Raw genomic sequence first — 12,627 nt, forward strand, 5'->3', positions numbered from 1 at the left:
CGTCCCGGTCTACCAACGCGCGACCGTACCCCGGAGTGCCCGCCGCTTGTCACCTCGGAGACGTAGACTTCCACGCTGTCCCCCCAAGCCGTCATCTCCCGGCCGTCGCCCGATCACCACTCGTCGCAGAGGCGCTCCGCGCCCCACCCGTTCCCGAATTCCGGAGGCACAGCGCAGTGAGCAAGCCGCCCTTCACGCACCTGCACGTCCACACCCAGTACTCGCTGCTGGACGGTGCCGCGCGGCTCAAGGACATGTTCGAGGCGTGCAACGACATGGGCATGTCGCACATCGCCATGACCGACCACGGCAACCTCCACGGGGCGTACGACTTCTTCCATTCGGCGAAGAAGGCCGGGGTGACGCCGATCATCGGGATCGAGGCCTACGTCGCGCCCGAGTCGCGCAAGCACAAGCGCAAGATCCAGTGGGGCCAGCCGCACCAGAAGCGCGACGACGTCTCGGGCTCCGGTGGCTACACCCACAAGACGATCTGGGCGGCGAACAGCACCGGACTGCACAACCTGTTCAAGCTCTCCTCGGACGCGTACGCCGAGGGCTGGCTGCAGAAGTGGCCCCGCATGGACAAGGAGACCATCTCCCAGTGGTCCGAGGGCCTCATCGCCTCCACCGGGTGCCCCTCCGGCGAGGTGCAGACCCGGCTGCGGCTCGGACAGTTCGACGAGGCGGTGCAGGCCGCGTCCGACTACAAGGACATCTTCGGCGAGGGCCGGTACTTCCTGGAGCTGATGGACCACGGCATCGAGATCGAGCGCCGGGTCCGCGACGGGCTCCTGGAGATCGGCAAGAAGCTCGGCATCCCGCCGCTCGTGACGAACGACTCGCACTACACGTACGCGAACGAGGCGACCGCGCACGACGCCCTGCTCTGCATCCAGACCGGCAAGAACCTCTCCGACCCGGACCGCTTCCGCTTCGACGGCACGGGCTACTACCTCAAGACGACGGACGAGATGTACGGCGTCGACTCCTCGGACGCCTGGCAGGAGGGCTGCGCCAACACCCTGCTGGTCGCGCAGCAGATCGACACCGCGGGCATGTTCGAGAAGCGCGACCTCATGCCGAAGTTCGAGATCCCCGAGGGCTTCACCGAGGTCACCTGGTTCCAGGAGGAGGTCAGGGTCGGCATGGGCCGCCGCTACCCGGGCGGCGTCCCCGAGGACCGGCAGAAGCAGGCCGAGTACGAGATGGACATCATCATCCAGATGGGGTTCCCGGGGTACTTCCTCGTCGTCGCCGACTTCATCATGTGGGCCAAGAACAACGGCATCGCGGTCGGCCCCGGCCGAGGCTCCGCCGCCGGTTCGATCGTCGCGTACGCCATGGGCATCACCGACCTCGACCCGATCACGCACGGACTGATCTTCGAGCGGTTCCTCAACCCCGAGCGTGTGTCCATGCCCGACGTCGACATCGACTTCGACGAGCGCAGGCGCGTCGAGGTCATCCGGTACGTGACCGAGAAGTACGGCGCCGACAAGGTCGCCATGATCGGCACCTACGGCAAGATCAAGGCCAAGAACGCGATCAAGGACTCCGCGCGCGTCCTCGGCTACCCGTACGCGATGGGCGACCGGCTCACCAAGGCCATGCCCGCCGACGTCCTCGGCAAGGGCATCGACCTCAGCGGCATCACCGACCCGAAGCACCCGCGCTACAGCGAGGCGGGCGAGATCCGGGGGATGTACGAGAACGAGCCGGACGTCCAGAAGGTCATCGACACCGCGAAGGGCGTCGAGGGCCTCGTCCGGCAGATGGGTGTGCACGCGGCCGGCGTGATCATGTCCAGCGAGCCGATCGTCGACCACGCCCCGGTCTGGGTGCGGCACACCGACGGCGTCACCATCACGCAGTGGGACTACCCCCAGTGCGAGTCGCTCGGCCTGCTGAAGATGGACTTCCTCGGCCTGCGCAACCTGACGATCATGGACGACGCCATCAAGATGGTGAAGGCCAACAAGGGGGTCGAGCTGGAGATGCTCGCCCTGCCGCTGGACGACCCGAAGACGTACGAGCTGCTCTGCCGCGGCGACACGCTCGGGGTGTTCCAGTTCGACGGCGGGCCCATGCGCTCGCTGCTGCGCCAGATGCAGCCCGACAACTTCGAGGACATCTCCGCCGTCTCGGCCCTCTACCGGCCGGGCCCGATGGGCATGAACTCGCACACGAACTACGCCGAGCGCAAGAACGCCCGGCAGGAGATCACCCCGATCCACCCGGAGCTGGAGGAGCCGCTCAAGGAGGTCCTCGGGCTCACGTACGGCCTGATCGTGTACCAGGAGCAGGTCCAGAAGGCCGCCCAGATCGTCGCCGGCTACTCGCTCGGCGAGGCCGACATCCTGCGTCGCGTGATGGGCAAGAAGAAGGCCGACGAGCTGGCGAAGAACTTCGTCCTGTTCGAGGCCGGCGCCAAGAAGAACGGCTTCTCCGACGCGGCCATCAAGGCGCTGTGGGACGTCCTGGTGCCCTTCGCCGGGTACGCGTTCAACAAGGCGCACTCCTCGGCGTACGGCCTGGTCACCTACTGGACCGCCTACCTCAAGGCGAACTACCCCGCCGAGTACATGGCGGCCCTGCTGACGTCCGTGAAGGACGACAAGGACAAGTCCGCGGTCTACCTCAACGAGTGCCGGCGCATGGGCATCAAGGTGCTCCCGCCGAACGTAAACGAGTCCGAGTCGAACTTCGCCGCCCAGGGTGACGACGTGATCCTCTTCGGGCTGACCGCCGTCCGCAACGTCGGGCAGAACGTGGTGGACTCGATCATCAGGTGCCGCAAGGCGAAGGGGAAGTACTCCACATTCCCCGACTTCCTCGACAAGGTCGAGGCGGTCGTCTGCAACAAGCGGACCGTCGAGTCGCTCATCAAGGCCGGCGCCTTCGACGAGATGGGGCACACCCGCAAGGGGCTCGTCGCCCACCACGAGCCGATGATCGACAACGTGGTGCAGGTCAAGCGCAAGGAGGCCGAGGGGCAGTTCGACCTCTTCGGCGGCATGGGCGACGAGGCGAGCGACGAACCGGGCTTCGGCCTCGACGTCGAGTTCTCCGACATCGAGTGGGAGAAGTCCTACCTGCTCGCGCAGGAACGCGAGATGCTCGGCCTCTACGTCTCCGACCACCCGCTCTTCGGGCTGGAGCACGTCCTGTCCGACAAGTCGGACGCGGCGATCTCGCAGCTCACCGGCGGGGAGCACTCCGACGGGGCGATCGTCACCGTGGGCGGCATCATCTCCGGCCTCCAGCGCAAGATGACCAAACAGGGCAACGCCTGGGCCATCGCCACCGTCGAGGACCTCGCGGGTTCCATCGAGTGCATGTTCTTCCCCGCGACCTACCAGCTGGTCTCCACGCAGCTCGTCGAGGACACCGTCGTCTTCGTCAAGGGCCGCCTCGACAAGCGGGAGGACGTGCCGCGCCTCGTCGCGATGGAGATGCAGGTCCCCGACATCTCCAACGCCGGGTCGAACGCGCCCGTCGTGCTGACCATCCCCACGGTCAGGGTCACCCCGCCCATGGTCAGCCGGCTCGGTGAGGTCCTCAGCAACCACCGGGGCGACACCGAGGTGCGCATCAGGCTCCAGGGCCCGCGCAAGACCACCGTGCTCCGGCTCGACCGGCACCGCGTCAAGCCGGACCCCGCCCTCTTCGGCGACCTCAAGGTGCTCCTCGGCCCGTCCTGCCTGGCCGGCTGACGGCCGTCACCCCGCACCCGCGAGAGGGGCGCCCCGCCGGTCGGCGGGGCGCCCCTCTCGGCCTGCCGGCCCTGCCGGCGGTCAGTTGTGGCCGAAGCGCTTCTGGTGCTTGCGGGCAACGTCGGACGGGCTGCCCTGAGCCTGCGACTGCGGCTGGGTCTGCGACTCGTACGCCGTCGACTTGGCCTCCTCCGCGCCACGCTCGGCGGCGGACGCGCGGTCGTGCTGGCTGCCCTGCTTGCGGTTCTTGTTCTTGGCCATGGTGCTGATGCCTCCTGTGAGGGAGAGGGATCCGGGGGGTCCAGAACCGCTGTCAGACTCACATAGCACCGTATAAGCCGCATGTTGGATCATCACTCAACGTGATTCGGAAGGTATGATGCGCCGTTTTCCGGATCCGCCACGCCGATGATCGAGTTCCGGACCTCAACCCCCTCGCCGTCGGGCAGACTCGAAGGAAACCCTGAGTGAGCGAACCCCGGGTGAGCAGACCGACCCCCGTACCCGGGCCACGCTGATCCGCTCACGAATTCCCGGAAGAGGGTGGAACGCGTGGACCGTTGCGTCGTCCTGGTGGACGCCGGCTACCTGCTGGGCGCAGCCGCGAGTCTGCTGGCCGGAGAACCCGCCCGTTCCCGCATCACCGTGGACCACGCGGCGCTGATCCAGGGGCTCCGCGAGCGGGCCGAGGCCGACACGGAACAGCCGCTGCTGCGCATCTACTGGTTCGACGGCGCTCCCGACCGCGTGCCGCAGCCCGAGCACCGGCGGCTGCGCGTCATGCCACGAGTCACGGTCCGGCTGGGAGCCCTCACACGGAGTGATGGACGGTGGGCGCAGAAAGGTGTCGACGCGGCCATGCACGCCGAGCTCACCGAGCTGGCCAGAAACCGCGCCTGCTCCGATGTGGTGCTCGTGACCGGTGACGGCGATCTGCTGCCGGGGCTCATGTCCGCGAAGGAACACGGCGTCGCCGTCCACCTGTGGGCCGTGCAGGCGGCCGACGGCGACTACAACCAGTCCGAGGACCTGGTCGCGGAGGCCGACGAGCGGCGCGTGCTGGACCGCGCGTGGATCACCAAGGCCGTACGTGCCAAGGAGACGGGCGGAATCTGCGCCCCGCCGCCGGTACCCCGTCCCGAGATCGCGGCGATCCTCTCCGCGCCGCTGCCCGAGGCCGCGCTCGCGGCCTCGGCCGAGCGCGCGTCGGAGGCACAGGCCGCGGCCCGCGACGGCGCCGGTGCGGCGGCCGAGGAGGCCGCCCCCCACAACCAGCCCCCGCCCGGCCACAAGGGCGTCCCGACCCCCAAGGACCTCGCGAGCCTGCGCGCCCCCGGGCCGCAGGCCGCACACCACCCCGTGCAGCCGCCCGTCGGCAACGCCACTCTGCGCTGGTCGTCGGACAAGGGCTGGGTGGAACGCGGAGGTCCCCTGGGGGAGCCGGCCGAGACCGCGTCGCTGCCGACCCTGGCCCAGCTCACCAGTGCCGAGCAGCGCTGGGCGGACCGTGAGGAGGACATCACGACCGTCGGCGGTGACCCCTTCGAGGTCGGCCAGGTCTTCGCCCGGCGCTGGATGGAACGCCTCCCGGAGACGGTCCACCTGCAGAAACTGTCCACCATGTACCCCCGCATCCCGCACCGCATCGACGGCGAGCTCCTGCGATACGCGGCACGATTCGGGCTGCTCGCGCACAAGGACGACCAGATCGACGAGCACGACCGCTATGCCATCCGTGCCGGGTTCTGGCGGGAGATCGACGTCCGGGCAGCGGCCGAACACGCTCCCGCGGGGAACTGACCCCGGCGCCGAAAGGGCGGCACTGCCCGGCCCCGGGCGCAATCCGGGGCATCCGACCCCGTAGGCTCATTCCTCGTGAGTACGGGCACAGCACAGGCGCAGACCGGGACCGGGACCGTGTGCGCGGTGCGTGATCTGGTGAAGACCTATCCCGCCGTCCGCGCCCGGCGCGGCCGGGCCGCCACCCCCGAGGTGCGCGCGACCGACGGCGTCGGTCTCGATGTCCGGCGCGGCGAGATCTTCGGTCTGCTCGGGCCGAACGGTGCGGGCAAGACCACGCTCGTACGCCAGCTCACCGGGCTGATGCGCCCGGACTCCGGGAGCGTCGAGGTGCTGGGGCACGACCTTGTGCGCCACCCCGAGCGGGCCTCACGCCTCATCGGCTACCTCGGGCAGGAGTCCACCGCCCTCGACGAGCTGACCGTGTCGCTCGCCGCCGAGACCACCGGGCGCCTCAGGGGCCTCCCCGTGCGTCAGGCGCGGGCCGCGCGCGACGACGTGCTGGAGGAGCTGGGGCTGACCGCGCTCGCCGGGCGGCCGCTGAACAAGCTGTCCGGCGGCCAGCGGCGGCTCGCCTGCTTCGCGGCGGCGCTGGTCGGTGAGCGGCCCGTCCTGGTGCTGGACGAGCCGACGACCGGGATGGACCCCGTGGCCCGGCGCGCCGTCTGGTCCGCCGTGGACCGGCGCCGGGAGGAGAACGGCGCGACGGTGCTGCTCGTGACCCACAACGTGATCGAGGCGGAGACGGTCCTGGACCGGGTCGCCGTCATGGAACGCGGAAAGGTCATCGCCTGTGACACCCCGGCCGGGCTCAAGGAGCGGGTGGCCGGAGAGGTCCGGGTCGAACTGGTGTGGCGCGAGCGGGCGCCGCTGGACGTGCCCGAGGTCGCCGCGCTGCGCGCCTCCGCGCAGGAGTCCGGGCGCCGGTGGGTGCTGCGGCTCGGGCCCGACGAGGCGCGGGCCGCGGTGGCCGCGGTGACCGGCGGGGCGGCGTTCTCCTCGCTGGACGACTTCACCCTGGCCACGCCCAGCCTGGAGGACGTCTACCTGGCGCTCGGCGGCGACGCGGCCAGGGCCACCGAGGGACTGGTGAAGGCGTGAGTGTGACGGTCAGCGTGTCGGGATACGAGTCGGAGTCGAACGGGAGCAGCGCCAGGTGACGAGCATCGTTCCCACGGAGTCCGCGAAGATGACGGGGCCGAAGGTGCGGACCTCCGCGGTCCGGACCGGCAGGGCCGCCCGTACCGCGCCCGCCGTCCTCGCGCCGAGGGCCAGGCTGCTGCCCTCGCTCGCGGCCGTCTACCGGGCGCAGCTCTCGCGGGCGAGGGTCGCCCGGATCCCGCTGCTGTTCGTCGCGACGTTCCAGTCCATCGGGATCATGGTGCTGATGCGCGGGGTCGTCGACGGCGGTGCCGAGGCGCGGGCCGTGGTCGCGGGGTCGAGCGTCCTGGTCGTGGCCTTCGTGGCGCTGAACCTGCTCGCCCAGTACTTCGGCCGGCTGCGGGCCGACGGCGGCCTCGACCACTACGCCACACTCCCGGTGCCGCCGGCCGCGGTGGTGCTGGGGGCGGCGGGTGCGTACGCCTCGTTCACGGTGCCGGGCACGATCGTCACGGCGGTGGCGGGAAGCGTGCTGTTCGGGCTGCCCATGACCCACCTCTGGGTGCTCGTCGCCGTCATCCCGCTCTCCGGCGCCGCCCTCTCGGGGCTGGGCGCCGCGCTCGGGCTGCTGGCACCGAGGCAGGAGCTGGCGACCCTGCTCGGACAGCTGGGCATGTCCGCCGCGCTGCTGCTGGGCGTGCTGCCGGCCGAGCGACTGCCCGGCCCCGTCGGCTGGGCGCGGGACCTGCTCCCGTCGACGTACGGCGTCGAGGCGCTGTCCCGCTCCTTCGACGCCCACCCCGACTGGGCGGTCGTCGGTCTGGACCTCGCGGTGTGCGCTGCCGTCGGCGTGCTGTCGCTGGCCGTGGCCACATGGGCGTACCGCCGGGCGGCCGTGCGCTGACCCGTTCCGCACCCCTGGCGGGGTGCGGCGGCCCGAGCGCCGGTGTGGTCCTTCCAGCGGCGGTCCGGTGAGGCGGTACGCGGGGCGGCCTGGCACGATGGCACCGTGACAGCACCCTTGACGCCGCCGCACGAGCCCCAGCCCCACGACCCGTGGCAGGATCCGCCGTCCGGGTCCCACGCCGTGCCCGGCGGAGAGAAGCCGGAGGCGTCCGAGCGACGCGCGGAGCTGCGGCAGGGCGCCGTGGTCGCCGTGCTGCTGACGGTCGCCGGTGTCGCGCTCGGGCTGCTGTGGCTGTTGCTGGCGCCCCGGGTGCCCCTGGTCTCCGACGAGACGGCCGTGTTCCTGAAGAACAGCGAAGGCGAGCAGGCCATCGGCGCGGACGGCACGTTCGTGCTGCTCGCCCTGGCCTTCGGCCTGGTGTCGGCCGTCGCCGTCTTCGTCCTCCGCCGGCGCGGGGGTATCCCGCTGGTGGTGGGGCTCGCCCTGGGCGGGCTCCTCGGTTCGCTGCTCGCGTGGGGGATCGGCACCTGGTTCGGGCCGACCTCGGACGTGGTCGCCCACGCCAAGGAGGTCGGCAAGGGCGTCACCTTCGACGCACCTCTCGAACTGCACGCGGTGGGGGCGGCCGTGCTCGCCTGGCCGATCGCCGCGATGATCGTGCACCTGGGACTGACGGCACTGTTCGGCCCGAAGGACCCCGAGCCCGAGTGGGGCGTGCCCTACGGGGAGCCGTCGTCGGCCGCGCCGGAGCAGTCGGCCCCGCCCGCCGCAGGGCCCGCGTCGGCGTTCGGTCCGGGGCCGGTGGGCCCCGATCCCGAGCACGGCGGCACGCCGGGACAGTGGCCCGAGCGCTCCTGACGGACGTCCGCGCGGGTCAGCCGCGGCCGATCGGGGCCAGGGCCGCGCCGGTCAGGGCCGCCAGGTCCGACGGCGACAGTTCGACCTCCAGACCGCGGCGGCCCGCCGAGACGCAGATGGTCGGGTGCGCCCCGGCCGACGCGTCGAGCACCGTGCGCAGCCTTTTGCGCTGGCCCAGCGGAGAGATCCCGCCCCGTACGTAACCCGTGGTGCGTTCCGCCGCGGCGGGGTCGGCCATGGCCGCCCGCTTGCCGCCCACCGCCGACGCCAGGGCCTTGAGGTCCAGGGAGCCGGCGACCGGGACGACGGCGACGACCAGCTCGCCGTCCACCTCCGCGACCAGGGTCTTGAACACCCGGTCGGGCGCGACCCCGAGCGCCTCGGCCGCCTCCTCGCCGTAGGACGGCGACGACGGGTCGTGGTCGTAGGAGTGGACCGTGAAGGCGGTGCCGGCCGAGGTCAGGGCGACGGTGGCCGGGGTTCCGCCGGGCTGCTGTTTCCTGGACTTCTTCGCCACCGGGCCGGTCCTCGGGTCAGTTGGGGTGCGTGGGAGCGCGGGTCAGGTCGATCGCGGGCAGCGACGGCAGGTGCCGGATGACTGCCGTCTCCTTGCGCAGCAGCGCCAGCTCCTCGCGCAGCCGGGTCGCGGTGTCCGGCGCCTGGAGGAGCCGCTGCTTCGCGGGCACGTCCAGTACCGCCGCGGCTGCCACCAGGTAGGAGACCACGGACGGGTCGTCGGGCAGGTCCGCGCCGGTCGTCAGGGACCGCTCGCTCGCCCCCGCGAGCCGCTTCTGGTAGCTGAGGAAGGCCCGCAGGACCCCCTCGGCCAGGGCCCCGGCCTCGGCCGCCGCCTCGTCGTCCCCCTCGGCGCCCCCCGGATCCTCGGGCAGCTCCTCGACCTCGGCCGTCAGGAACGGACCGCTCGTGTCGACGGAGAGCAGCCTGACCCGCGTGGTGCCGGTCGCCAGGACCTCGTAACTTCCGTCGGAGCGCTCGCGGATCTTCGCCGCGTCCGCGACGCAGCCGACCCGGTGGAAGGTCTGGATGGGATCGGGTCCGAAGCCGTCGGCCGGTGCCCGCTCCGCGGGCGGCGCCGCGGATACGGTGTCCGGCATGCCGGTGGCCGTCGGTGCCGTCTCGCGGCCGTCGCGGATCGCGACCACCACGAACCGGCGCGGTTCGTCCTCGTCGATCGCGAGCAGTTCGCGCATCATGGCGCGATAACGCTCCTCGAAGACGTTGAGCGGCAGCACGAGGCCGGGGAACAGCACCGCGTTCAGCGGGAAGAGTGGCAGGCGAGCGGTGGTCACAACGGGCAAGCCTAATGGCCGCGGCGCCCGCTGTGTTCCGGCCTGCGCCGCGCGTACACGGAAGGCGACGCCCGGAGCCGGGCGTCCGCCCGCGCGTCGAGGAATCCGCCGAGCGCCTCGCCGGCCACCGAGGCCCACGGGAACGACGTGGCGTACGGCCCGATCAGCCGGAACTGCTCCACCGCCTCCGTCGTGCGGCCCCGGGCCACCAGGACGTACGCGAGGAGGTTGCGGACCTCGGCCGGCCAGGGGTCACCGGCCGGGAACCCGGCGGACAGCCCGATCGCGAGGTCGGCGGCGGCGTCGATCCTGTCCCGCTGCACCGAGGTCACCCGTGCGGCGGCCTTCTCGTCCCGCAGCAGCGCGAACGCGGCCCGTGCGGGCAGCGCCTGCACCAGGGAGTCGGCGGCGGCGTCCTCCGCCGCCCGCTCGGCGAAGTCGAAGCATTCCCGGTGCGAGCCGTACCAGGCGGCCGAGAGGTACCGCAGCGCCGCGACATGGCTGCCGTAGTGGTGCGGGGAGCGGCGAACCGCCTGCTCCCACAGCGACTCGAAGACCGTGTGCGGGGCGTGCGTGCCACGGGCGTGGTCGAGTGCGAGCCGCCACGGCACGGGGTCCCTCGGGTCGGCCTCGGCCGCCGCGGTGATCAGCGGACCGACCTCGCGCAGCAGCTCGGCGTGCGCGGGGGAATCCCAGGCGCGGCGGACCGCCAGTTCGGCCTTGACGAGCAGGGCGTCCGGATCGCGCGGGGAGGCGGCCAGCCAGCCGGTCAGCCAGCCGTCCCGGCCGCGGGCGAAGGCGGTGAGCCGGGACAGGCAGCGGTCGCGGGTCTCCCAGTCGGCGGCGTCCCTGGTCGTGGCCAGGAGCTTGGCCGCCGGGCCGAAGTCCCCCACGGCCGCGGCGACCAGCGCGGGGGAGAGCTGCTCGTCGGGCGCGTCGAGCAGCACCGCGTCGTCGGACGGCAGCCCGGCCGCGAGCCCGGGGCCGTACCGGAACGTGCGCGCGGAACTCAGCAGTGCACGGAGGGAAGCCATGGTGCAGACCATTGAAAAGCGCAGGTCGGGGCGGCGCCAGAGGGCCACTGTGAAGCTTCTGTGGCGAGTGGGAGGGTTGCCCCGCATCGAGTCAAGAAAAAGCAAAGGAAACGTTCCGCATCGGCTCGATCCCGACCGTACGGTGGTCGCGCACCGCCCGTCCTGCCGGGTCTCGACAGACCTTTCGATCCCTGCGCCGGCAGGGATCCGCCGGGTCCGGCGGGGGAGCGGCGGTCAACCGCGCCGCAGGAGCCGGGAGGCCCCCGCCGCCACCGTCGTGGCCAGTATCCAGCCCAGCAGCACGAGCGCCGCCGCCGTCCACTGCCAGCCGCCCTCGAGCAGCCAGTAGCCGTCCTGCCCGAGATCGATCACCGGGACCAGCAGGTCCAGTGCGTAGAGCGCGGCATTCCACTGAGGATGCTCGCTCCCCTTGATCGACTCCGGTCGGTACTGCGAGAAGGCCACCGCCCCCGCGGCCCACAGCACCGCCATCCACACCAGCGCGCGGCCCGGACGGTAGCCGTACGCCACCGTCCAGTCCTGCAGATAGCCCCAGATCCTGCCCGCCGGCGGGAGCGTCTCGCGCCTGCGCCGCTGCTTGGCCAGCAGCACCTCGCGGGCGTCTGCGTCCTCGCCGCAGTTGCGCAGTACCGTCGCGAGGCGCTCGTACGGCTCCGGTACGTACTCCGGGGTCGCGGCCAGCACCCAGTCGAGGCGCCTCGACAGCGGGAAGTGGCCGTACGGCACGAGGTTCTCGTAGACGAAGCCGCCCATCGCCAGACCGCCCGGGCCCGGCCAGCTGGTCGACACGTCGATCAGCGTCACCACCCTCGCACCGTTCAGCACGACCCGGCCCTCACGGGGGCGCTCCGCGTTGAAGCGCAGCTCAGGGGTGACGATCCTGCGCAGCGACAGCTCCTCACGGCCCGTGAGGACGAAACGGGCCTTGTGCAGGTCCACCGCGTCCCCGAACCGGCCGTCGTCCAGGCGCACCGCGCCCCGGCACGTGAAGACCTGCGCCCGCGTCCCGCGGGCCGGGCCGCCGCCGCGCGCGATGCCGTACGGCGGTGTGGTGCCCTGGTTCCCCGTCTCGATGCTGACCCAGGCCTCCGTCATGTACAGCGTGCGCTCCACACTCAGCTGCGGGGCGTTCAGCGCCCGCCGCCCGTCGGAGGCGCGCAGCCTGCTGCCGCGCAGGCTCAGCGAACCGCCGACCTTGGCCCCGCGCAGGCTCAGCTCGCCGCGCGTGTCGATCATCTCGGCCTGCAGGTCCTGCGCCACCGACATGCCGTCGCCGACGAAGGCGCGCCCGCGCCGGTCCGGACCGGCGAACAGCTGGTTGATCAGCAGGTCCGTACCGATCTGGGCGTCGGTCAGGCGGATACCGCGCTCGATGCGGCAGCGCGGCAGATGCAGGTCGCCCTCCGTGTGCAGCCGCGCCGCGTCCAGGCGCGGCACCGCGCAGCCCACCATCCGCAGGGTCGTGAAGTGGCACTCCGGCAGGACCACCTCCTGCTCGAAGCGGCAGCCCGTCAGCTCCACGTACGGCGAGACACGCCCGCCCGCCAGGTCCAGCTTCCCGGTGATGCGCACCCCCCGGAGCTTCAGTGCGGCCACCCGTCCGGGCCGAGCCGCCGGCCCGCTCAGCAGCAGCCGCGCGACCGTCCTCGCGCCGACGCTCCGCTCCGGTCCCCAGACGTGCGGCGCGAACGGATCGTCACGCACCGGGTCGTGGGAACGCAGATCGTAGGTCGTGCCGTTCCGGAACGACTGCCACATGCCCAGCTCCGCCGCGCTGAGCCCGTCCGGGATCTCGCCGTCGTGCGGCTCGGTCACTGCCCCACCTCCGCCCGCGCGGACCGCCCCGCGCTTCGTACAGCCGTTCTTCCCACTGTGTGACG

Annotated in this window: 10 protein-coding genes; 5 read left to right on the forward strand and 5 right to left on the reverse strand. The window is 71.9% G+C overall.

Annotation, left to right across the window (positions count from 1 at the left end; all coding sequences use genetic code 11):
- The first annotated feature begins 176 nt into the window (after positions 1 to 176).
- Positions 177 to 3,716 carry a DNA polymerase III subunit alpha gene (dnaE, locus tag OG206_RS24270; RefSeq protein ID WP_327119524.1) on the forward strand — a complete coding sequence of 1,180 codons (3,540 nt, stop codon included), beginning with the start codon at positions 177 to 179 and terminating at the stop codon, positions 3,714 to 3,716.
- Between the two features lie 81 nt (positions 3,717 to 3,797).
- Here the strand turns inward: dnaE and OG206_RS24275 are convergent, their stop codons facing one another.
- Positions 3,798 to 3,977: a hypothetical protein gene (locus OG206_RS24275; protein WP_103760328.1), complete on the reverse strand. Its 180-nt coding sequence runs from the start codon at positions 3,975 to 3,977 to the stop codon at positions 3,798 to 3,800.
- Between the two features lie 282 nt (positions 3,978 to 4,259).
- Here OG206_RS24275 and OG206_RS24280 point away from each other — a divergent pair, with 282 nt between their 5' ends.
- The 4 genes from OG206_RS24280 to OG206_RS24295 all read left to right on the forward strand — a co-directional run bounded on the left by OG206_RS24280 (position 4,260) and on the right by OG206_RS24295 (position 8,382).
- Positions 4,260 to 5,516 (forward strand): NYN domain-containing protein, encoded by a 1,257-nt coding sequence (locus tag OG206_RS24280; RefSeq protein WP_327119528.1) that lies wholly within the window; start codon positions 4,260 to 4,262, stop codon positions 5,514 to 5,516.
- Positions 5,517 to 5,633: 117 nt separating this feature from the next.
- Positions 5,634 to 6,617: an ABC transporter ATP-binding protein gene (locus OG206_RS24285; RefSeq protein ID WP_327122387.1), complete on the forward strand. Its 984-nt coding sequence runs from the start codon at positions 5,634 to 5,636 to the stop codon at positions 6,615 to 6,617.
- 55 nt (positions 6,618 to 6,672) lie between these two features.
- Positions 6,673 to 7,521 carry an ABC transporter permease gene (locus OG206_RS24290; RefSeq protein ID WP_442805892.1) on the forward strand — a complete coding sequence of 283 codons (849 nt, stop codon included), beginning with the start codon at positions 6,673 to 6,675 and terminating at the stop codon, positions 7,519 to 7,521.
- Positions 7,522 to 7,626: 105 nt separating this feature from the next.
- Positions 7,627 to 8,382, forward strand: a complete 756-nt coding sequence (locus OG206_RS24295; protein ID WP_327119530.1) for an ABC transporter permease — start codon at positions 7,627 to 7,629, stop codon at positions 8,380 to 8,382.
- Positions 8,383 to 8,398: 16 nt separating this feature from the next.
- On the opposite strand, the gene ybaK is transcribed toward OG206_RS24295, so the two are convergent.
- The 4 genes from ybaK to OG206_RS24315 all read right to left on the reverse strand — a co-directional run bounded on the left by ybaK (position 8,399) and on the right by OG206_RS24315 (position 12,562).
- A complete protein-coding gene (gene ybaK / locus OG206_RS24300; RefSeq protein WP_327119532.1) occupies positions 8,399 to 8,899 on the reverse strand; it encodes a Cys-tRNA(Pro) deacylase in 501 nt (166 codons plus the stop codon).
- Positions 8,900 to 8,915: 16 nt separating this feature from the next.
- Positions 8,916 to 9,692 (reverse strand): LON peptidase substrate-binding domain-containing protein, encoded by a 777-nt coding sequence (locus tag OG206_RS24305; protein WP_327119534.1) that lies wholly within the window; start codon positions 9,690 to 9,692, stop codon positions 8,916 to 8,918.
- An 11-nt stretch (positions 9,693 to 9,703) separates the two neighbouring features.
- Positions 9,704 to 10,738, reverse strand: coding sequence for a hypothetical protein (locus OG206_RS24310; RefSeq protein WP_327119536.1), 1,035 nt, complete (start codon positions 10,736 to 10,738; stop codon positions 9,704 to 9,706).
- Positions 10,739 to 10,960: 222 nt separating this feature from the next.
- The gene (locus OG206_RS24315) at positions 10,961 to 12,562 is read right to left on the reverse strand and encodes an oxidoreductase (protein WP_327119538.1); all 1,602 of its coding nucleotides are present in this window, start codon (positions 12,560 to 12,562) and stop codon (positions 10,961 to 10,963) included.
- Positions 12,563 to 12,627 lie beyond the last annotated feature (65 nt).

The sequence above is a fragment of the Streptomyces sp. NBC_01341 genome, assembly GCF_035946055.1.
Classification (GTDB): domain Bacteria; phylum Actinomycetota; class Actinomycetes; order Streptomycetales; family Streptomycetaceae; genus Streptomyces.

Coding starts and splice junctions, on each gene's coding strand:
- OG206_RS24275 (WP_103760328.1), bottom strand. CDS start 3,977: ATGGCCAAGAACAAGAACCGCAAGCAGGGCAGCCAGCACGACCGCGCG.
- OG206_RS24310 (WP_327119536.1), bottom strand. CDS start 10,738: ATGGTCTGCACCATGGCTTCCCTCCGTGCACTGCTGAGTTCCGCGCGC.